Raw genomic sequence first — 19756 nt, 5'->3', positions numbered from 1 at the left:
TGGGGCCATGTCCCAATCCTCCCCCTCCAAAAAATCGCTGCCGGCCATCATCGGTGGCGCGGTTCTAGTCCTCGTCGCGGGCTACTTCGGCATTGACCTCGGTGGCTCCGGCGATGGCGCGGACCAGAAGGCAGCGCCCTCATCGGCAGCGTCTGCTTCGTCCGCTGCATCCGGCGCATCCGGTGGCGGCGATGGGAATAAGGGGGACGTCGCAAAGCAGGGCGAGTCAGACCTGCCCACCTGCGCCATGGATTCCCTGCCGCAGGAGGCGCACGAGACCGCCGAGGATATCCTGGCCGGTGGGCCCTATGACTATCCCGATAATGACAACGTGCGTTTCGGCAACTATGAAGGCGCGCTGCCGCAGCAGTCAAGGAATTACTACCGCGAATACACCGTGGAAACCCCGGGGATTGGGCACCGCGGGGCAAAGCGCATCGTCACCGGCGGCGGCAGCGAGACCGACCCGGATGTCTGGTATTACACCGATGACCACTACGACAGCTTCTGCAGTATCCCGGACGCGGAGGACTAAGGCATGCAACGCATTCTCATCACCGAACCCATCCGCACGCGCGAGGACTTCTATAGCGCGCTCGGCCGCCTGCGCGGCTGCCAGTCCGGTGCCCCGCGCAACCTCGACGCCCTGGCGGACTTCCTCCGCGAGCAACACATCGTGGCGATTATCGCCGCGGATTTCGACATGGTGGAGGAAGACCTGGCCCCCATCAGTATGGTGTTGGAGGACCAGGACGTAGCGCTGGTGCGCTAGCTGGGAGGTTGCCCGGCGGGTGGTTAGCCCGCCGGGGCCTTAGACCTTAGAGGCCGAGGGCGCGCTTGACGGTGTCGCGCACTTCCGGTGCGAGGTAGTTCAGCAGGCCGGCGATAACCGCGGTGGCGCCTGCGGCGCCGAAGAGGGCGCCGAGGATGGCGGGGAGGACGCTTCCACGGTTCGAGCTGTTGCTCGAGTGGTCGCTCGAGCCGCTGGATCCGCTTGAGCTTTTATCGCTACTGCTGTCACTGTCGCTGCTGGAGTCGCTGTTGTCGCCCTCGCTGCCGGCGGTGACTTCCACGACGCGGGAAGCAAGGGCCTGGTTACCGGCGGAGTCGGTCACGGCGTAGGTGACGGAGTAGACGCCCGGCTTGGCGGTGTCGATGTTGCCCACCACCTTCACCTTGTCGGTGAGGTCACCGTCCTTATCGTCCTTGGCGCTAACGCCCTCGAGGAGGTTGGCCTTTTCACCCTTGGTGATGGTGAGCTTGTCGCTCGGGACGGTGAGCTCAGGGGCTTCGTTATCCTTCTCCTGCTGCTCCTGCGCGGTAAAGACGCCGAACTGGCGCACGATGCCAGGCTTGGTGTCCTCCTTGGAGGAGGCGTCGGCAGAGGTGGCGTACCAGCCATAGGCCTGGCCGGCCTTGACGCCCTTGTACGTGACGCTGGCGGGCCAGCCGGACTTGGCGGTGTCTTTGCCGATCTCCTTGCCGGTATCGGTCAGGGCGAGCATGGAGTTCGTCGCAAAGCTGGTCTTGCGGGTCTGGAACTGGATCGGCACGCGGAACTCGTCCTCGTGGCCGTTGTAGCGGTGGCGGTCGTCGTACTCGGTGGCATTGTGGTCGTCGAGAAGCGGCGAATACGTATCCACGACCATCTCCGAGTTCTTCAGATCGAACTGCAGGAGGCGCAGGTAGCTGGAGCCAAAGCGCAGGCCGGTGTCGCCGTCATACTTGCCTAGCTCCGTCAGGCCCAGTTCATCGGAGCCGACCTCGTAGAACTGGTAGTCCGCGAGAAGCTCCACCACGTGGTTGTTGGTGTGGCCAACGTCCTTGCGGGTGACAATGGACACGCCGTGCTCGTGACCGGCCAGAACCAGGGCCACGTTGGGGTTCTTTTCAATGACGTTCTCGTAGACCATCACGCCATCGTGGGAGAAGTCCGAGCCGCGGCCATCCGGGTTGGCGGAAGGCTTGAGGTAGGCGTGGGTGAGCAGGATGGCGTTGCGGTCGGAGTACTGCTTGAGCACCTTATCGGCCCAGGCTGCTTCCTCCTCAGTGACGTCATAGCCCAGGTGCAGGGCGATGAAGTCCATGCCGTTGGTGGAGAACAGGTCATAGTGGTTGTCGTTATCGCCCTCAGCATAGGGGTGGTAGGAGGCGTCCTGCTCAGCCCACTTGCCCTTGCCCTGCTGCGCCTCGTAGCGCTCCGGGCCGAAGTACTCGTTGTAGAGGTTGTCGGCGCCGACATCCGCGCCGCTTTGGTTGTCGTGGTTGCCGGGCAGCACGCCGTTGACCACGCCGGCGTCCTCCAGAATCTTCTGGGCGTTGGAGGCTACCTCGAATTCCTTCTTGGCATTAGGGCGGTCGTTGTCCTTGCCAATCCAGTTCTCAATGATGTCGCCGGTGTGGGCGGAGTAGGCGATCTTGCGCTTCTCGGCGTTGTCCGCGATCCACTGGGTGGCGGCGGTGTAGCCGTCTTCCCACTTCTTGCGTTCCTCGGCGGTGGCCTTCTCTACTGCGCCTTCGGAGAGGTACTGGGTATCGGTGTGGTGGGCGATGGAAAAGTCATAGTCGCTGGTGTCGGCGAACTCTTCGTTAACGGGCTCGTTGAGGTCATCGGCAAAGACGTCATAGCCCACCAGCATGGTGTGGATGCTTCCGTTGTCGACGAAATCCTGGTTGACCTCCGCACTCAGACTGACTTCGGCGTCGGCCACGCCACGGGTTTCTGACAGCTTCTCCCAGCTATTGGTCTTGGTATTCCAGGCCATAAGCCGCACCGAGCGCTTGGGATCCACGGTGCCGGACCAGGCGAGGTCGTGGGCTTTCTTCTCTGCGTCCTTGACCTTCAGATCAAAGCGCTGGAAGGGCATGTCCTCCGTGGAGCCGGTTTCCTGCGCGTCCTCGTTATCCGGATTGAGGGACTTGTCAAAGTCCTCACCGTCTTCGTACTCAAAGTCCAGGGTCTCCGGGATTTCGGTGACAGTGCCCTGGAAGCCCTTCTCCGCTACCGCAACGTCTGCTTCGGTGAAGGTGGTCTCCACCTCCCCACCGCTCGGGTTATCCGCGCGAGCAGAGATGGTCACACCCTCGCCGCTCGGCGTGGAGTCGGTACCGGCAGCACCCGGGAGGTTGCCGGAGGTGAAGTCGATGGCCTGGGAGATGGGGTTGCCAAAGACATCGCGGCCCTCGACCTGGATGGAGTGGTTTCCTTCCTTGAGGCCGGCGCCGATCTCCTGCCCCAGCTCGATCTCCTCGCCATCCAGGGTGTAGGTGAGCTCGCGGGAGATGAGGGCGGCGTCGTTGAACTGGACGTCGAAAGTCACCGGGCCCGTCAGGTGCTGGCCGGCACTCGGGGTGGAGCCGGTGATCTCCGCCTTCTTGTCGGTGCTTAAGTTGGAGTCCTCATAAAGGGCAGAAATCTCCTCCTCCCCGAGCGGATCGGAGAAGATGCGGGCTTCGCTCACGACGGCATCGGAGTAGAACTGGGCGGCGTTATCCCGGCCGGAGTCCGCGCCGATCATCACGGCGGTGGAATTGGACTTGGGCTTGGTCACCTCACCGTTGATCTCGGTGTTCTCAGCCACCTTGACGCCGTTGACATAGAGCTCGCTCTTGGTGCCGTCGTAGACGCCCACCGCGTGGTACCACTGGCCCGGTTCCACTTGCTGCTGGGCCTTCTTGTAGCCATCTCTGCCGTTGACGGTGAAGGTCAGCTGGTCGCCGTAGATGACCATGGCCCAGCCGCCGGCTTCCTTGTTGGCGCAGAGGCTCTTTTCGTTGCCGTCGAACTCTCCGTCGTAGCGGAAGACGCACTCGACGGTGAAGCCGTCCTTGATCTGGTCAAACTTGTCTCCGATGTCGAAGCCGACGGCATCCTTGCGGCCGTCGAAGTGGGCCACGGGGCGCTCAAGCACGCTGTCTTGCTCCACGGTGGGCGCGCCGATGTTCAGCGGTGCGGCATCGGATGCGGAGTTGCTGATGGTCCCGTTCTCCAAGGACAAGTCCAGGATGTCTGCCTTGGGCAGGTTCTGGGCGGAGGCGAATGCGGGAGCAACAAGGCTGGAGCCAACGAGGCTGATGGAGGCGATCAGCGCGGCTTGATGCAGCTTTTTATGAGACTTCTTTTGAGACACAAAAATTCCTTGACAAATAGCAAAATGAAGAGACTTCCGCTTCTGAGGGCTCCACAGGAGCCGCACAGCTCACGGCCTGCCCGAGGCTAGGCCGCTCGTTTAACAACGAGTTGTCAGGTGCATGACGTCAAAGTAAACGGTGTTCAACTATCGAGTGACGGATATCTCCCGCTTCGCCCGGCCGTTGCGAACAGCACGGCCCTGCCCCGCCTTCTGCCCGTGGGCAGGGTGTCGCGCTGGTGCGCTAGCTCCGCCCTAGCTCAAGAAACCGAAGAGCTCGGCGCTGCGTTGCGCCAGGCGCTCGAGGCGGGATTCGGTCATGGAGGCGATCTGGTCGATGATGGCGCGGTCACGCTCCAGGTCGGTATCGGCTTGCTTCCACCACAGGGCGAAGGTGGCGTCCAGCGAGCCCGGCGCGCCGGCCACCAGGTAGTCGTAGACGCGGTAAATGCGCTCGCGCTGGCGGTCCTGGCGGGCCAGGTGGGCGGGTTCATCCATGACGTAGAGCACGGCGATGGTCTTGAGCAGCGTTACCTCCGCCACCGCGCCCGGCGGGACGGCGAGGTCACCGTTCATGCGGCCAAGCGGTTCGTCGTTAGCCGCGAGCGTGGCGGAAACGGTGGCGCCCACGTAGCGGCCGACGAGCTCCGAGGTCATCTTCTTCAAGTTGGCATAAGAGCGCAGGGAGTAGTCGAAGTTGCCGATGGCATTGATGACATCCAGCTGGCGCAGGCGGTCGGCGGCCTCGAGGAGCTCGTCGGCAGTACCGCCGAAGGCCTTGGCGCCTTTGTCCGCAAGGTTGGCCAGCTCCACCAGGTCCCACAGAACGTTCAAAGAGATGCGGCGGGAGATGATGCCGTCTTCGACGTCGTGGACGGAATAGGCGATGTCATCTGACCAGTCCATCACCTGCGCCTCCATGGACTTGCGCTTATCGCTATGCCCCTGGCGCAGCCACTCCAGAATGTCCACGTCCTCGTCATAGGCGCCGTATTTGCGGTTGGTCGTGCCATCCGGGTTGGTCTTGGTCCAGGGGTATTTGCAAGCCGCATCTAACGAGGCGCGGGTGAGGTTGAGGCCATAGCTGCGCGGGCCCGCCGGGGTATCCAGGACCACCTTGGGCTCCAGCTTGGCCAGGATGCGCAGGGTTTGTGCGTTGCCCTCGAAGCCGCCGAGGGCTACCTCGTTGAGAGCATTCTCGCCGTTGTGGCCGTAGGGCGGGTGGCCGATGTCATGGGTTAGCCCCGCCATATCGCACAGGTCCGGGTCCAGCCCTAAGCCAGCACCAATGCTGCGGGCGATCTGGCTGACCTCCAAGGAGTGTGTCAACCGGGTGCGCGGGGTATCGCCATCGCGCGGGCCCACCACTTGGGTCTTATCAGCCAGGCGGCGCAGGGCTGCAGAATGCAGGACGCGGGCGCGGTCCCGGGAGAAGGCGCCGCGGTGCTCCTCGGATTTGAGCAGGGCCGAGCCTTTGGGGGACTCGGAAGCGAGGCGGGCGACGTCTTCTGCGCGATAGGAATAGCTCACGGGTTTTAAGTTTAGGCGGAGTCCTGGCCTTCCTGGGTCTGCCTCGCGCCAATGACGCGGTGACGCAGGGCCTGGTTGGGGCGAATAATGCGTTCGATGCGGTAGAAGGCCGAGCGCACGCCTTCGGTGCGCTCCTCCCCCAGCAGGGTGCGCAGGCCCAGGTAGGCCAAGCCGCCGGACTCGTGGGCCAGGTAGCGCCACCAGGGGATGGAGAAACGCGGGGAAGGATAATAGGGCGTGCCCAGCACCGTGGCATCAATCCCCTCTTGGCGGGCGATGAGGAAAGTGCGCAGGCGGTGGAGCGGATCGGTGATGATGACGGCCTCGGTAACGCCCAGCTTCTCGCGCGCGGCAATCAGCTCGCTACGGGTGTCCAGGCCTTCCTCGAGGGCGGTGACGGTGAGGGGATCGTCGTCAAGCAAGGCCCGTGCCACCCCAGCTTCGGTGAACCTATCGCCGGGTAGCTTGCCGCCGACGGTGATGATGGGCAGGTCGTGCGCGGCGGCGTACTCGGCGGCGAAGCGCACGCGGCCGGACAGGATGCGGGAGGGGCGCCCGTCGTACTGTGCGGCGCCGAGGACAATAACGTGCTTCACTGCCTGACCACTTTAGCGCTGAGTGGGAAGGTATCGTGGTGCGCATGACTACTGCTGCTCGTTTTGGTCGCGCCGCCCTTGCTGCTCTCGTGTTGGGGTTGGCCACTGCTAGCCCCGCCGTGGCGGCGGACTATGTTCTTGCCGCGCCCGAGGCAGCCTCCATTAAGGACAAGGTGACGGATGAGGCGGGGGTGCTCTCGAGCTCGGAGAAGTCCGAGTTGGAGGACAAGATAGCCGCGCTGCAGCAGGAGAACCACGTGGTGATTTTCGTGGTCTTTGCCTCCTCGCTGCCGGAGGGCGCGGAAAGCTATGCGGGTGAGATTGTGCAGTCCAAGGGCCCGAACTCCGCGGCCTATGTGGTGGGCGTGGATGATTCCACCGTGGGCGTGCAGACGGGTAAAGACTGGCCGCGCGGGCGCCTGGATGCGATGTATGACGCGGCCTACGCCAAGCTTGCCGACGGTCACCAGTACGGCCCCTCCGCACTTGCGCTTGTCGACGCTGCCGCTTCCGGATCTGCGGGGTCTTCTTCTGGCGCTTCTGCTGCTTCTGATTCCGATGGCTCCGGAGGACTGTGGCTCGCTGGCGGCGCGGGCGCGCTGGCTTTGGCGGGTGGCGGAATCGCGGTGGCCAGCAGGCGCAAGACCAAGAAGGACTCGGCGGCCACTCTGGAATCCGCGCGCCAGATTGAGCCGGGGAATACCGCGCAGCTCGACCGTTTGGACATGGATACTTTGGAGAAGCTGGCGCAGGAGGAGCTGGTCTCCACGGATGAGTCGATCCGCCGCGGCAAGGAGGAGCTGGATATTGCGGTGGCCGAGTTCGGCCCCGAGCGCACCCGCCCGTTCACGCGCGCGATGAACCACTCCACGCTCACACTGCAGAAGGCGTTCCAGCTGCAGCAGAGGCTGCAGGACAACCTGCCGGAATCGACTTCGGAGCGCCGCCAGATGTTGGTGGAGATCATCTCCTCCTGCGGGCAGGCCGACGATGCCCTGGATGAGCAGGCGGCGGACTTTGCCAAGATGCGGGACTTGCTGATCAACGCCGGCTCCAAGCTGGATGAGCTAACCCAGCGCACCGTCGATCTGCGCGGGCGTCTGCCGCAGGCGCGCACGACATTATCCTCCCTCAGTGCTTCTCATTCCGCGGAGGCGTTGTCCTCGATTGCGGATAACCCGGAGATGGCGGAGGTCTCGCTCGACGAGGCTGAGAAGTTGCTGTCGCGCGGTCGCGAGCTGCAGTCCCAGCCCGCCGGGCAGCAGGGGCCGTTGGTGGGCTATATCCGCGATGCAGAGCATGCGCTGGAGGTCTCCGACCGTCTGCTCAGCGCCGTGGAGAACGCCGAGAACTCGATCACCGCGGCGCAGGATAACCTGCCGGCGCTCATCGATGAGGTCGAGGAAGAAATCGCCGAAGCCCAGCACCTCGAGCAACAAGGAAAGGCGCAGGGCTCCCCGGCTGATTGGTCCGCGTTGGAGTCGCTGCTCGCCCAGGCGCGGGAGGCGATCAGTGCGGCTCGCCAGCAGGGCAAGGCCGACCCGCTGGGCCAGTACACAGCGCTGACGGCGCTCGATAGCAAGCTGGACGAGCAGCTCGATACCGTCCGCGAAACCAACGCCACCCGCGAGCGCCAGATTGCGCTCTACCGCCAGCAGATTGCCGCGGCCGAGTCCGCCATCCAGGCGGCGGAAGACTTGCTGTCCTCGCGCGGCCGCGTGGTGGGCCCCGATGCGCGCGTCGCGCTTGCCGATGCTTCCCGCCTTTACGCCCAAGCCCAGAACTCCGCCTCCAAGGACCTGCGCGCGGCGCTCAACTATTCCCGCGATGCGGCTTCTGCTGCGCAGACTTCGCTCAACCGCGCGAAGGAAGACCTGGAGGCTTATCGCCGCCGCGAGCAGCGCCGCCAGGCCACCGATGCCGCGGGCAACATCCTCACCGGCATGGTCATTGGCCAGATTCTCGGCGGCGGCAGCTCCCGTGGTGGCGGTTTCGGCGGCGGCTTCTCCGGTGGTGGAGGCTTCGGCGGCGGTGGCTTCTCGGGCGGCGGAGGCGGAGGCGGCTTCCGCGGCGGCTCCTTCTAGCCGCCCCCTCCCTTGCTCCGATTCCTCGCCTTCTCCCCTTTTCCGCCGGCGGCTCCCCCAGCCGCCTTCATACTTCTCCCCTGCCCGGCGCCTAGGCCTCGAAGCCCGCGGCCCACACCCGGCATCTCATAACCGGGGCGGTCCCACATGGCATCTCGCAAAAGGTGCCTTGCACAAGGCATCTGTCAGATGCCTTCTGTCGGATGCCGTCCGCGAGATGCCTTCTGCCGATTTTCCTGTGCACGCATCCGGCGATTGGACCCCGGCTCGGTAGCCAGCCAATCAGTTCCTCGGATACGGGGTGGTGCACATACACGGTAGGTGGAACACGGTCATGCGCATGGTTCTCGTCAAAAGGCTTCTCTCACAAGGTTGCAGTCAAACGGTTTACTTGGGGGCAAGTAAACCTTCTGCACCGAGCTAGATGGTTCGTTTGGGGGCAAACAAACCTTATGACTGCAACCATCTAACTAGAACCCTCTACTGGCATACCAAGCCGAGCAAGGATGCTAGAAGAGCTCCCCTTTTAATGAAATCACCCAAGTTTCCACGCCGGTTCTGGTTATATCGCGGAAGGTAGGTTAGGTGCGAAGGGGGCGGGTGGAGCCGTCGAGAAGCAGGCAACAGTAGCTGGTGAAGGCGGCGTCCGTAAGGGGGAGCTCGCCCACCGCAACCTCGAGGTCGCGGCCCCGCGGGGCGGTGCGGGCGACCTCGATGGCATCTGAGAGAGCGAGGATGCGACGCTCGCGGCGGAAGGGGTTCGTGCGCTCGAGCAAGTACTCGCGGCCCTGACAGACCGCGCGCAGCTTTTTCACCGTGAAGCTGGTCTGCTCCGCCGAAAAGTCGGGCCCGCGCACAGTAAAGCTGCGAGCGCCCGGGATGTGCTCGAAGGCGATGGTGGCGCCCGTCCCGGGCAGCAGCAGGCCTGCCGGGGTCACGCGGGCGATGACCTCGCCGGTCTCGTCGAGAAGCGCATCGCCGTGCCACACCCAGCGCTGCATCAGAGCAGCACCACAACGACCGCAACGATGGTCAGCAGCACCAACGTCGCGATGATCGGGATAGCGGTGCTCTGCGTCCGCGCCTCCAGAATCACACGCGTAAACCAGCTCAGCGCCGCAATCTCCGAATGGTTGAGGTCATCGGAATCATCGCTCTTCTCGCCCTCAAACTCCAGGATGGCCTTACGTACACCCGAATTCTTCGAGGAGAACTGCGCGATTTTCAGCCCGTCGTGGTCCTCAACAATCCAGTCGCCGCCGGCCTCGTTGATGAAGGCAAACGTGCGCCCATCCAGGGACGCCTCCAGGCGCTTATCGCGCTTGGGGTTGCCCGCCAGGCGGTAGACGCGGTCATCCTCCAGCGTCACCGACGCGCCCAAATCATCGAGACCCAGGCGCCAGTGCTCGCCTTCCACGTCCGCCGAGCGCTCCTGGAACATGCCCAGCGACGCCGGCCCCTCCCCCACGAGGAGCACCGGGTTCTTGCGGTCGCTGCGGTCCCAGCTGGTGTAATGCATTAGCAGCCGATCAGTCGAGCGGCCAGGTAAGCCTCAAGCTCGTCGAGCTTGACGCGCTCCTGCTCCATGGAGTCACGCTCACGCACGGTGACCGCGTTGTCCTCGAGGGTGTCGAAGTCATAGGTTACGCAGAACGGCGTACCAATCTCGTCCTGGCGGCGGTAGCGGCGGCCGATGGCGCCAGAGACATCGAACTCCACGTTCCAGTTGGCGCGCAGCTTGTTGGCCAGCTCGCGGGCCGGGGTGGACAGCTCTTCCTTCTTCGACAGCGGCAGCACGGCCACCTTGACCGGCGCCAGACGGCGGTCCAGGCGCAGCACGACGCGCTTATCGGTACCGCCCTTGGCGTTCGGGGCCTCCTCTTCGTCGTAGGCATCGATGAGGAAGGCCATCATGGCGCGGCCCAGGCCGGCAGCCGGCTCGATGACGTACGGGGTCCAGCGCTCGCCGGACTCCTGGTCAAAGTAGGACAGGTCCTCGCCCGAACCCTTGGTGTGCACGGAAAGGTCGTAGTCCGTACGGTTAGCCACACCTTCCAGCTCGCCCCACTTGGAGCCCTTGAAGTTGTAGGCGTACTCCACGTCCACGGTGCGCTTGGAGTAGTGGGACAGCTTCTCCTGCGGGTGCTCATAAAGGCGCAGGTTCTCTTCCTTAATACCGAGATCGACATACCAGTTGAAGCGGTCATCGATCCAGTACTGGTGCCACTCTTCGTCCTCGCCCGGCTTGACGAAGAACTCCATCTCCATCTGCTCGAACTCGCGGGTGCGGAAGATGAAGTTACCCGGGGTGATTTCGTTACGGAAGGACTTACCAATGTTCGCGATGCCGAACGGCGGCTTCATGCGGGCCGAGGTCATCACGTTCTTGAAGTTCACGAAGATGCCCTGCGCGGTCTCCGGACGCAGGTAGTGCAAGCCCTGCTCATCATCGACTGGGCCGAGGAAGGTCTTGAGCAGGCCGGAGAAGGCCTTCGGCTCAGTCCAGTCACCCGGCTGGCCGGTCTCCGGATCGTTGATGTCAGCGAGGCCGTTGGCCGGCTCGTGGCCGTGCTTTTCCTCGTAGGCCTCGATGAGGTGATCCGCGCGGTAGCGCTTACCGGTGTGCTTGGATTCCACCAGCGGGTCGGTGAAGACCTCGACGTGCCCGGAGGACACCCACACCTGGCGCGGCTGGATCACGGACGTATCGACGCCCACGACATCGTCGCGGGACTGCACCATGTGGCGCCACCACTGGCGCTTGATGTTCTCCTTGAGCTCGACACCGAGCGGGCCGTAGTCCCACGCAGAGCGGGAACCGCCATAAATTTCACCTGCCTGGTAGACCAAGCCGCGGCGCTTACACAGGCTGACGACGGTATCAATGACGGATGCCATAGCTAATGGGACTCCTCTGGTAGGGGACAGTCTTTATACAATGCGGCCTAGTCTAGCGCGCCCCCTGACACCGCGTGCCCTCACCCCGAAACTGTGGTGCATTTTATACACTTTTTCGCATTCTTCAGCTATAGTACCTATATCTCTCTTTTTAACTCTCCCCCAATAGATATGGTTGAAGGTGAATGGTGTGACCAACACCCAGAAAGAAGCTCTCTCATTCGATCCTGCGGCAGCCGCCACCGTCATTAGCGCTTTGGATTCACCGTTGCGCATCGACATCATCCGGCGCCTAGCTGAGCGCGATCACTACGTCCACGAACTCGTGGCCGCCACCGGCAAATCCCAACCGCTTATTAGCCAACACCTGCGGGTTTTGAAGCGCGCGCACATCGTCGACAGCGAACGCATTGGCCGCGAAGTCCGCTACTTTTTGGCGGCTCAGAAGGTGCTGCCGCTGCTTCGCGACGCCTCACTGGCCACCGCTTAATGGAAGTGTATTGATAAGCTTTAGCCCCATGGCCATCCACGACAGTATTCCCAAGCTCGGCGCTCGCAATACCCGCCAGCGCACCGCCGTCGTCGAAGTCCTGCGTAGTCTCGACAAGTTCGCCTCTGCCAAGGACATACACCAGGCGCTTATCGACGGCAACCAGAAAGTCGGCCTCACCACCGTCTATCGCACGCTTCAATCACTTTCGGAGATTGAAGCCGTCGATGCGCTGCACATGCCCTCCGGCGAGACCCTCTACCGGCACTGCGACAGCGATGCGCACCACCACCACTTGGTATGCACCAAGTGCGGCCGCACCGAGGAAATCGACGGCGGGCCCATCGAAGAGTGGGCCTCCTCGGTAGCCAAGGAGCACGATTTCGAGCTCACCGGGCACGATGCCGAAATCTTCGGCATCTGTGCCAACTGCTCCGCGGCGTCTTAGATTGCGGGCTACTTGACGCCGCCGAAGCGGCGGTCACGCCGCGCGTACTCCTCCACCGCGGCGAACAAGTCTTCCGGTGTGAAATCCGGGAAGAGCTTGTCCTGATAGATCATCTCCGCATAGGCCGACTGCCACAGCAGGAAGTTCGAGGTGCGCTTCTCACCGGAGGGGCGCAAGAACAGATCCACGTCCGGCATATCGGGGTCATACATCACCGAGCTCACCGTCTTCTCGTTGATGGAGCGCGGATCGAGCTCGCCGCGGGAGACTTGCTCGGCGAGATTCCGGATGCCGTCGACAAGCTCGGCGCGCCCACCGTAATTCACGCACATCACCAGGGTCATCTTGGTGTTGTCCTTGGTGAGCTCCTCGGCGGCCTCGAGCTCCTTAATAACGGAGCGCCACAAGCGCGGACGGCGGCCGGCCCACACCACGCGTACTCCCCTATCGTTGAGCCAATGGCGCTGGCGGCGCAGGACGTCGCGGTTAAAGCCCATGAGGAAGCGGACTTCCTCCGCGCTGCGGCGCCAGTTCTCGGTGGAGAAGGCGTAGGCGGAAAGGTAAGGAACGCCGAGGGCGAGGCAGGCATCGACGACGTCGAGAAGCACTGCTTCCCCACGACGGTGGCCTTCGGTGCGCTTCATACCGCGCTCCTCTGCCCAGCGGCCGTTGCCGTCCATGACCAGCGCGATGTGGCGCGGCAGGAACTCCTGCGGGATAGCGGGCGGATGAAGGACTCGGTTCGGGTCAGGCGTAATCACGCATTACAGTCTACTGTTCCATGATCCCCAGCGCGCCAACGGAGCGCTCGAGGTGCCATTGCAGGTGGGCACGGGTCAGCCGGTGGGCCTCTTGGGCTTGGGTGTTCGTCGGCTGGCTGGGGTGGCCGTGGGCGATAAGCCACATGTGGTGCAGGGTTTCCGGGTCCACCTCCGCGGCCCCGGGCGGGCGGCATTGGTGGCAGGCAGCACCCCCGACGGCTGGGTGGAAGGCATGGTGGGGGCCGGGCCGTTGGCACTGGGCGCAATCGAAAAGGCTGGGAGCCCAGCCGGCGTGGGACATGGCTTGGAGGAGGAAGGCGTCGAGAAGCATGAGCGGATCGCCGTGCTGAAGGTTGTCGAGGACGTCGACGCAGGCATCGTAGAGATAGGGGTCCCCGGGGGCGTCGGCGGCGGCGAGGCGCTCGGCGGATTCGAGGGCGGCGCATGCGGCGGTGTAGCGCTCGTAGTCCTCGATGATGCGCGCGCCGAAGTAGTCCACGGTATCGGCCTGGGAAATGGTGTATAGGTTGCGGCCGGGATAAAGCTGCACGTCGAGGTTGACGAAGAGCTGCAGGCGCGAGCCGAAGCGCGATTTGGCGCGGCGAACGCCCTTGGCCACCCCGCGCACGAGGCCGTGGTGGCGGGTCAAGAGCACGATGATGCGATCCGCCTCGCCGAAATCATAGGAGCGGATGACGAGGGCGCGATCGCGGAAGTTCTCCCGCATGTAGAAGCACCCCCGCTTCTAGAAGCCCAGGCGGCCCAGCGCCTTCGGGTCCGACTGCCAGTTCTTCAGGACCTTAATGCGCAGGTCAAGGTAGACATTCTGGCCGAGCAGCTGGATGATTTCCTTGCGGGCGGTGCCCACGATGCGGCGGAAGCGGCGGCCGTCCTTGCCCTCGATGATGCGCTTCTGGCCGGGGCGCTCCAGGTAGAGGATGGCGTGGACGTTGAGGACGTCTGGGCGTTCCTGGCTGGGCAGGATCTCATCGACCTCGACGGCGACGGAGTGCGGGAGCTCGTACTTCAGGCCGGACAGCGCAGACTCGCGGATAAGCTCAGCGATGCGCTTGGCCTGATCCTCGTCGGTGATGTGGTCATCGGGATAGAACTTCGGTCCTTCGGGGAGGTGGTCCACAATGACCTGGGTCAGCTCATCCAGCTGCACGCGCTCGGTGGCGGAGACGGGGATGACCACGGCGTCTGGGTTCTCCTCGGAGAGGAGCTCGTGAAGGGCTACAAGCTGGGCGCCGACTTGGTCCTTGGAGGCCTTGTCCAGCTTGGTGACGATCCCGATGATGGGGGTTTTCGGGGCGACCTTGCGGACGTTCTCCAGAATCCAGCGATCGCCGGGGCCGATCTTCTCATCGGCGGGGATGGTCAGGCCGATGACGTCGACGTCTGCGTAGGTGTCCTTGACTACCTCGTTGAGGCGCTCGCCGAGCAAGGTGCGCGGGCGGTGCAGGCCGGGTGTGTCGACGAGGACGATTTGCGCATCTTCGCGGTGTACGAGGCCGCGGATGGGGTGGCGGGTGGTTTCCGGCTGGTCGGCGGTGATGGCGATCTTCTGCCCCACCAGGGCGTTGGTCAGGGTGGACTTGCCGGTGTTGGGGCGGCCGACGAAGGACACGAAGCCGGAGCGGAAGCCCTCGGGCGTGTCGGTGTATTGCGAATAGTCAGCGGCGTTGGCTTCGCCCTCAGCCGGCAGGTCCGCGAAGGCGGCATCGAAATCAGTGCTCATATCGCCTCATATCATAACGCACGAGCTGCCGAGTCCCGTTCTTGTTGTATGGCCCTGCTCTGGCTCTCGACGTGCGGCCCCGAGAGCCTCCTGCCGAGGGGCTTAAGAATGGTCCTTTCAGTTTGGTCCTTCTACTCTGGTCCCTTCTCTGTGCAAAGGGACCATCTGGTGGTGGTTTTCGCGTACTGAAAGGTCCCTTTAGTGTGCGAAGGGACCAGACTAGAGGGACCTTTTGTGCTCGCGCGAGGGTTATCCGCCCTGCAGATGGTTTGAGTCAGGCGGTTCTGGTCATAAGGTTTCTTTGCCCCCAAACGAACCATCTAGCGACCTCCAGAAGGTTTGTTTGCCCCCAAGAAAACCTTCTGACCCGAACCATCTGAGTAGAACCTTATGGCTGGAAACGACATCGTTGAAGGAGGGCCGCGAAACAGCGATGAGGTGCGGGTGAAAGTTGATGGCGCAAGCGTATCCGCCGCATGGTGACTGCGAAAAAGCTTGCGCCAAATGGCATCTTGCAAATGGTGTCTTCCGAAAGGCGTCTTTGACCGCAAAAACGCCATCTGGCCACCGCAAAAGGCGTTTTTAGGAGTGAAAACGCCTTTTGACAGATGCCTTCTGCGAGATGCCGTTTGCCGGACACCAAATGCCGGGCCAGGGCATGACGCCGGGTCAAGACATCCACGCCAGGCCGCGAACGCGCGCAGGGCGGTCACGGATTGACGGCTAGAGCTCCTCCACCCGGAACTGCAGCTGCGGATTAGCAAAGACATCCTGCGACTCGATGAGCAGCAGCTCCTGGGAATCCGCTTCGTAGGTGTTTTGGAGCAGGTCAAAGACGGAGGACGCTGTTCGCTTGAGGGCCAGCTTGGCGTCGTTGGTCTCCACGTAGTGCCCCGTAAAGAGCGAAGCCGTGACATCGCCCGAGCCGTTGCGCTTGAAAGGCAGCTTGGGGGTGGCCACCAAGAAGGCGCGCTCGCCATCAACGGCGAGCATCTCAATCTCGTCCTCGCTGGTCTCCGGGCGCTGCACCGAGGTCACCAACACGGTCTTCGGGCCGATCTCCTGCGCGCGCTTCACCGCAGCGAGGGTCTGCTCCAGGGTGCCCACCTCACAATCAGTCAGGTAGCCCAGCTCAAACTGATTCGGGGTGATGATATCCGCAATGGGCACCACCTTATCGCGCAGCAGCGGCGGGATTTCATCGGAGACGAAGCAGCCGGATTTGGCGTTGCCCATCACCGGGTCGCAGGCATACAGCGCATTCGGGTTGACCGCCTTGATGCGGTTCACGGCATCCACGATGGCGCCGGCAATATCCGGACCGCCCTGGTAGCCAGACAAGATTGCATCGATGCGTGGGAAGGCGCCGCGCTTCTCGATGCCATCCACAATCGCCGTGACCTCCTCCGCCGGGATCATCGGCCCGCCCCAGTCGCCATAACCGGTGTGGTTGGAGAAATTCACCGTGTGAATCGGCCATACCTCATGGCCAGCGCGCTGAAGTGGAAAGACTGCTGCGGAGTTGCCCACGTGACCAAAGGTGACGTGGGACTGAATGGAGAGGATGTTCATAGTCCTCCATTGTGCTACGCCCCACGTAGCACCTCAACGTTTGGGCCGTTTTAGATTCCGCCGCCGGGAACTTCCTCATCGAGCTTCGCGCGCTCGGCGGCATCCGGGAAGGCCTTCGGGCCCGAGGGCTTGGGCTGGTAGCTCACGCCACGCGCCGCCAGGTCCTCGTACCAGTCCGCCAGCAGCTCATTTTGCAGGCCGAACATTTCTTTCTCCTCCGCCGCGGTGGTGTGGTCATAGCCCAGCAGGTGCAGGCAACCATGCACGGTCAACAGAGCCAGCTCGTGGCCCAAAGAGTGGCCGGCCGCGGTGGCTTGGCGCTGCGCAAATTCCGGGCAGAGTACGATATCGCCCAGCATGGCCGGTCCGGCTTCGGCGGCGTCGGGGCGCCCGCCAGTAGCGCCCGGGGTGAGCTCATCCATGGGAAAGCTCATCACGTCGGTCGGGCCTTCCAGGTCCATCCAGCGCACGTGCAAGTCCGCGATGGTATCCAGATCCACGGCGGTAATCGTGCACTCGGCATCCGGGTTAACGTCGAGGCGGCCGAGGGCGTAGGAGCAGACGTCGATCAGCATCTCCTCGTTCACGCCGTCATAACCGGACTCGTTAATAAATTCGATGCTCATTTCTTCTCCTCCTGCTCAGCAAAGTTATCGTAAGCCTCCACGATGCGCCCGACCAGCTGGTGGCGCACCACGTCGGCCGCGCCCAGCTCCGCGAAGTGAATATCGGGCACGCCCTTGAGAATGCGGCGCACCAGACGCAGGCCGGAAACTTGCCCGCCCGGCAAGTCCACCTGGGAAATATCGCCGGTCACCACGATGGTGGAGCCAAAACCCAAGCGCGTCAGGAACATCTTCATCTGCGCCGGCGTGGTGTTCTGGGCCTCGTCGAGGATGACGAAGGCATCGTTGAGCGTGCGGCCACGCATATAAGCCAAGGGGGCGACCTCAATGATGCCGGCCTCCATGAGCTTCGGAATCATCTCCGGATCGATCATGTCCCGCAAAGCGTCGTACAGCGGGCGCAGGTAGGGGTCAATCTTGTCGTTGAGTGTGCCGGGCAGAAAGCCCAGCTTCTCCCCCGCCTCAACCGCCGGGCGGGTCAAAATAATGCGGCTGACCTGCTTGGCGCGCAGGGCCTGCACCGCCTTGGCCACCGCCAGGTAGGTCTTGCCGGTACCGGCCGGGCCGATGCCGAAGACAATCGTGTTTTCATCGATGGCCTGCACATAGCGCGACTGGCCCACCGTCTTCGGGCGCACGGCCTTGCCGCGGCGCGAAACGATATCCGCCGCGAGCGTCTCAGACACAGACGCCGGGGCATCCACCGTGACCAGGTCCAGGGTGTGCTTCACGGTATCGGTGCTCACCGGATGCCCACGGCGGGCAATCGCCTCGAGCTCTTCGAGGACTTTGTGCGCGCGGGCCACCTCATAATCGGGGCCGGCAGCCGTGACGGTGGTGCCGCGGGCGAAGAGGTCCACGCCCACAAGGTTTCCCAAAACGCGCAGGTTATCGTCCGCCGGGCCGAGCACCGTGGCCAGGTAGGCGGAATCGAGATCAAACTTGGTGGTGATAATAGGCACGCCCAAAAGGCTACCAGCGCGAGGTCAGGGTGCCGATGCTGGCCAACGCCACCATGCTTGCCGACGCCGTCCTCAACACCTCCGGCCCCAACTTGATCGCCGTCGCACCGGCGTCCTGCAAGCGAGCCAGTTCCTCCGCGCCGATGCCGCCCTCCGGGCCCACCAGAAGGTAGATGGTCTCGGCGGCGTCGAGGTCAGCAAGGTCCTTAAGCCGAACCTCGGCTTCCTCGTGAAGGACCAAGGCTCGTGCGCCCGCAATCTCCTGACACAGCTGGCGGGTGGTCAGCGGGCCGCGCACGACAGGCACACGCGCGCGGCGCGCTTGCTTGGCGGCCGCCACGGCCGCGGATTCCCACTTGCCCAGAGCCTTCGGGGCCTTCTTCGAATCCCACTTGGACACGCAGCGATCCGCCTGCCAGGCGATGATCTCATCCGCCCCTGCCTGAGTGGCCAGGTCGACGGCGAGTTCGGCGCGCTCCGATTTCGGGATGGCCTGGACCACGATGACGCGTGGGAAGGGTTCGGGGATGATCGCGAGGTCGTCGACAAGCGCGGCCAGCGTGTCCTTGCCCTGCGTATCAGTGATGGTGGCGGTGGCGCGGCGCCCGGACCCATCAATCAGGGCCAGGTGCTCCCCTGGGCCTATGCGCTTGACGGTGACCGCGTGGCGGCCCTCCGCGCCGTCGAGGCCCACGGGCTGGCCGACCTCGGCGAGGGACAGGTCCGGGTGGAGGAAGACGGGCAGAGACATTAGCGACGGAACTTGCCTCGGAGGCGGGTAAAGAGGGATTCGCCCTGATTGTCACCGGCGCGGTGCACCTCGGTGCCGCTGTGACCGGCGGCGCGGACCTTTTCGAGGGCCTCGCGGGTCTTCTTATCCAGGTCAGTCGGGATCACCACATCCACGTGGGCGTGGAGGTTGCCAAAGCCATCGGTGCGCAGGCGCGGCATGCCCTTGCCCTGGAGCGTGATGGACTCGCCCGGCTGGGTACCCGGCGCGATATCGATGGTGAGCTCCTCGCCGTCGAGCTGCTCGACGGTACAGGAAGAGCCCAGAGCCGCATCCACCATGGGCACACGAACGGTCAGGTGCAGGTCATCGGCATTGCGCTCGAAGACGGGGTGCGGCTCGGTGTGCACCTCCACGTACAGGTCACCGGCGGGGCCGCCGCCGTGGCCGACCTCGCCCTGGGAGGCCATGCGGATGCGCATGCCATCACCAATGCCGGCGGGGATGCTCACCGTAATATCACGACGCTTGCGCACGCGGCCATCGCCGCCACAGTGGCCACAGGGATCGGTGACCACTTCGCCGAAGCCATAGCACTTCGGGCAATCGCGGGTAGTCATCATGTTGCCCAGCATGCTGCGCTGGACTTCCTGAACCTGGCCCATGCCGCCGCAATGGTCACAGGTCACCGGCTTGGCCTTGGACTCGGAACCGGTTCCCTCACAGCGGTCACAGATCACGGCGGTGTCCACCTTGACCTGCTGCTTGACGCCGCTATAGGCCTCCTCGAGGGTAATGGTGGTGCGCAGGAGCGCATCATCGCCCGGCTGCACGCGGGAACGCGGGCCGCGGGAGGCCGCTCCCCCACCGAAGAACTCGGCGAAGATATCCCCGAGTCCGCCGCCGCCGAAACCGCCAAAGCCGCCGCCCTGGGCCGCGCGCTCCTCCATGGGGTCACCACCCATGTCCACAATCCGGCGCTTCTGCGGATCAAGCAGAACCTCCTGTGCAAGGGAAGCCTCGCGGAACTTCTCCGCGGCCTCGTCATCGCCCGGGTTGACGTCCGGGTGGTACTTGCGCGCCAGCTTGCGGTAGGCCTTCTTAATCTCGGCGTCGGACGCCGACTTTTCTACACCAAGAATGCCGTAGTAGTCACGAGCCACGTACTGTCATCCTTCTATTTCTCGT

The 19756-nt window shown here is 63.6% G+C and carries 19 protein-coding genes; 5 read left to right on the top strand and 14 right to left on the bottom strand.

Translation table 11 applies throughout. The annotated features are described in order from the left end of the window. The first annotated feature begins 7 nt into the window (after positions 1–7). A complete protein-coding gene (locus ACUY3D_RS07355) occupies positions 8–535 on the top strand; it encodes a guanyl-specific ribonuclease (protein WP_448240739.1) in 528 nt (175 codons plus the stop codon). A 3-nt stretch (positions 536–538) separates the two neighbouring features. After that, on the top strand, positions 539–772 hold the full coding sequence (locus tag ACUY3D_RS07350) for a barstar family protein (RefSeq protein WP_448240737.1): 234 nt from the start codon (positions 539–541) through the stop codon (positions 770–772). A gap of 46 nt (positions 773–818) precedes the next feature. Here the strand turns inward: ACUY3D_RS07350 and ACUY3D_RS07345 are convergent, their stop codons facing one another. The 3 genes from ACUY3D_RS07345 to ACUY3D_RS07335 form a co-directional block, all read right to left on the bottom strand. After that, positions 819–4130: a LamG-like jellyroll fold domain-containing protein gene (locus ACUY3D_RS07345; RefSeq protein ID WP_448240736.1), complete on the bottom strand. Its 3312-nt coding sequence runs from the start codon at positions 4128–4130 to the stop codon at positions 819–821. A 255-nt stretch (positions 4131–4385) separates the two neighbouring features. Next, positions 4386–5660, bottom strand: a complete 1275-nt coding sequence (locus ACUY3D_RS07340) for a deoxyguanosinetriphosphate triphosphohydrolase (protein ID WP_144268649.1) — start codon at positions 5658–5660, stop codon at positions 4386–4388. Between the two features lie 11 nt (positions 5661–5671). After that, entirely contained in the window at positions 5672–6256 is a 585-nt protein-coding gene (locus ACUY3D_RS07335; RefSeq protein ID WP_269948599.1) for a YdcF family protein, read from the bottom strand. 44 nt (positions 6257–6300) lie between these two features. Here ACUY3D_RS07335 and ACUY3D_RS07330 point away from each other — a divergent pair, with 44 nt between their 5' ends. After that, complete coding sequence (locus ACUY3D_RS07330; RefSeq protein WP_448240735.1) at positions 6301–8340, top strand: TPM domain-containing protein; 2040 nt, start codon at positions 6301–6303, stop codon at positions 8338–8340. A gap of 581 nt (positions 8341–8921) precedes the next feature. Here the strand turns inward: ACUY3D_RS07330 and ACUY3D_RS07325 are convergent. The 3 genes from ACUY3D_RS07325 to ACUY3D_RS07315 are packed head-to-tail and all read right to left on the bottom strand — an operon-like array spanning position 8922 to position 11238. Next, complete coding sequence (locus ACUY3D_RS07325; RefSeq protein ID WP_448240734.1) at positions 8922–9341, bottom strand: hypothetical protein; 420 nt, start codon at positions 9339–9341, stop codon at positions 8922–8924. Further along, the gene (locus ACUY3D_RS07320; protein ID WP_070530243.1) at positions 9341–9859 is read right to left on the bottom strand and encodes a hypothetical protein; all 519 of its coding nucleotides are present in this window, start codon (positions 9857–9859) and stop codon (positions 9341–9343) included. Before ACUY3D_RS07320 ends, ACUY3D_RS07325 begins: the two co-directional genes overlap by 1 nt. Continuing rightward, positions 9859–11238 (bottom strand): glycine--tRNA ligase, encoded by a 1380-nt coding sequence (locus ACUY3D_RS07315; protein ID WP_448240732.1) that lies wholly within the window; start codon positions 11236–11238, stop codon positions 9859–9861. The genes ACUY3D_RS07320 and ACUY3D_RS07315 overlap by 1 nt, the downstream gene beginning before the upstream one ends. A gap of 190 nt (positions 11239–11428) precedes the next feature. On the opposite strand from ACUY3D_RS07315, the gene ACUY3D_RS07310 reads away from it, so the two are divergent. After that, positions 11429–11728, top strand: a complete 300-nt coding sequence (locus ACUY3D_RS07310; RefSeq protein ID WP_448240731.1) for an ArsR/SmtB family transcription factor — start codon at positions 11429–11431, stop codon at positions 11726–11728. A gap of 28 nt (positions 11729–11756) precedes the next feature. Further along, positions 11757–12176 carry a Fur family transcriptional regulator gene (locus ACUY3D_RS07305; RefSeq protein ID WP_448240730.1) on the top strand — a complete coding sequence of 140 codons (420 nt, stop codon included), beginning with the start codon at positions 11757–11759 and terminating at the stop codon, positions 12174–12176. A gap of 8 nt (positions 12177–12184) precedes the next feature. Here the strand turns inward: ACUY3D_RS07305 and ACUY3D_RS07300 are convergent, their stop codons facing one another. The 8 genes from ACUY3D_RS07300 to dnaJ all read right to left on the bottom strand — a co-directional run bounded on the left by ACUY3D_RS07300 (position 12185) and on the right by dnaJ (position 19731). Beyond that, positions 12185–12937: an isoprenyl transferase gene (locus tag ACUY3D_RS07300; RefSeq protein WP_101735513.1), complete on the bottom strand. Its 753-nt coding sequence runs from the start codon at positions 12935–12937 to the stop codon at positions 12185–12187. A gap of 10 nt (positions 12938–12947) precedes the next feature. Next, entirely contained in the window at positions 12948–13664 is a 717-nt protein-coding gene (recO, locus tag ACUY3D_RS07295; protein ID WP_167595629.1) for a DNA repair protein RecO, read from the bottom strand. A gap of 18 nt (positions 13665–13682) precedes the next feature. Then, a complete protein-coding gene (gene era, locus ACUY3D_RS07290; protein WP_070530228.1) occupies positions 13683–14678 on the bottom strand; it encodes a GTPase Era in 996 nt (331 codons plus the stop codon). A 723-nt stretch (positions 14679–15401) separates the two neighbouring features. Then, positions 15402–16250 carry a pyridoxal kinase PdxY gene (gene pdxY, locus ACUY3D_RS07285; protein WP_448240728.1) on the bottom strand — a complete coding sequence of 283 codons (849 nt, stop codon included), beginning with the start codon at positions 16248–16250 and terminating at the stop codon, positions 15402–15404. Positions 16251–16300: 50 nt separating this feature from the next. After that, complete coding sequence (gene ybeY, locus ACUY3D_RS07280; protein WP_070530222.1) at positions 16301–16876, bottom strand: rRNA maturation RNase YbeY; 576 nt, start codon at positions 16874–16876, stop codon at positions 16301–16303. Then, positions 16873–17838, bottom strand: coding sequence for a PhoH family protein (locus tag ACUY3D_RS07275; protein ID WP_070530219.1), 966 nt, complete (start codon positions 17836–17838; stop codon positions 16873–16875). The genes ybeY and ACUY3D_RS07275 overlap by 4 nt, the downstream gene beginning before the upstream one ends. Before the next feature lie 10 nt (positions 17839–17848). After that, positions 17849–18589, bottom strand: coding sequence for a 16S rRNA (uracil(1498)-N(3))-methyltransferase (locus tag ACUY3D_RS07270; RefSeq protein WP_448240726.1), 741 nt, complete (start codon positions 18587–18589; stop codon positions 17849–17851). Then, entirely contained in the window at positions 18589–19731 is a 1143-nt protein-coding gene (dnaJ, locus tag ACUY3D_RS07265) for a molecular chaperone DnaJ (RefSeq protein ID WP_143334694.1), read from the bottom strand. The genes ACUY3D_RS07270 and dnaJ overlap by 1 nt, the downstream gene beginning before the upstream one ends. Positions 19732–19756 lie beyond the last annotated feature (25 nt).

It is taken from the genome of Corynebacterium guaraldiae, assembly GCF_053480195.1.
Note: the sequence above shows the minus strand (reverse complement) of the source record. Positions and strands in the feature narration are given on the sequence as shown.

Bases quoted from the DNA above. Each gene is read 5' to 3' on its own strand.
- ACUY3D_RS07305 (WP_448240730.1), top strand. From the start codon at position 11,757: ATGGCCATCCACGACAGTATTCCCAAGCTCGGCGCTCGCAATACCCGC.
- ACUY3D_RS07330 (WP_448240735.1), top strand. From the start codon at position 6,301: ATGACTACTGCTGCTCGTTTTGGTCGCGCCGCCCTTGCTGCTCTCGTG.
- era (WP_070530228.1), bottom strand. From the start codon at position 14,678: ATGAGCACTGATTTCGATGCCGCCTTCGCGGACCTGCCGGCTGAGGGC.
- ACUY3D_RS07350 (WP_448240737.1), top strand. From the start codon at position 539: ATGCAACGCATTCTCATCACCGAACCCATCCGCACGCGCGAGGACTTC.
- recO (WP_167595629.1), bottom strand. From the start codon at position 13,664: ATGCGGGAGAACTTCCGCGATCGCGCCCTCGTCATCCGCTCCTATGAT.
- pdxY (WP_448240728.1), bottom strand. From the start codon at position 16,250: ATGAACATCCTCTCCATTCAGTCCCACGTCACCTTTGGTCACGTGGGC.
- ACUY3D_RS07325 (WP_448240734.1), bottom strand. From the start codon at position 9,341: ATGCAGCGCTGGGTGTGGCACGGCGATGCGCTTCTCGACGAGACCGGC.
- ACUY3D_RS07355 (WP_448240739.1), top strand. From the start codon at position 8: ATGTCCCAATCCTCCCCCTCCAAAAAATCGCTGCCGGCCATCATCGGT.
- ACUY3D_RS07315 (WP_448240732.1), bottom strand. From the start codon at position 11,238: ATGGCATCCGTCATTGATACCGTCGTCAGCCTGTGTAAGCGCCGCGGC.
- ybeY (WP_070530222.1), bottom strand. From the start codon at position 16,876: ATGAGCATCGAATTTATTAACGAGTCCGGTTATGACGGCGTGAACGAG.
- ACUY3D_RS07320 (WP_070530243.1), bottom strand. From the start codon at position 9,859: ATGCATTACACCAGCTGGGACCGCAGCGACCGCAAGAACCCGGTGCTC.
- ACUY3D_RS07270 (WP_448240726.1), bottom strand. From the start codon at position 18,589: ATGTCTCTGCCCGTCTTCCTCCACCCGGACCTGTCCCTCGCCGAGGTC.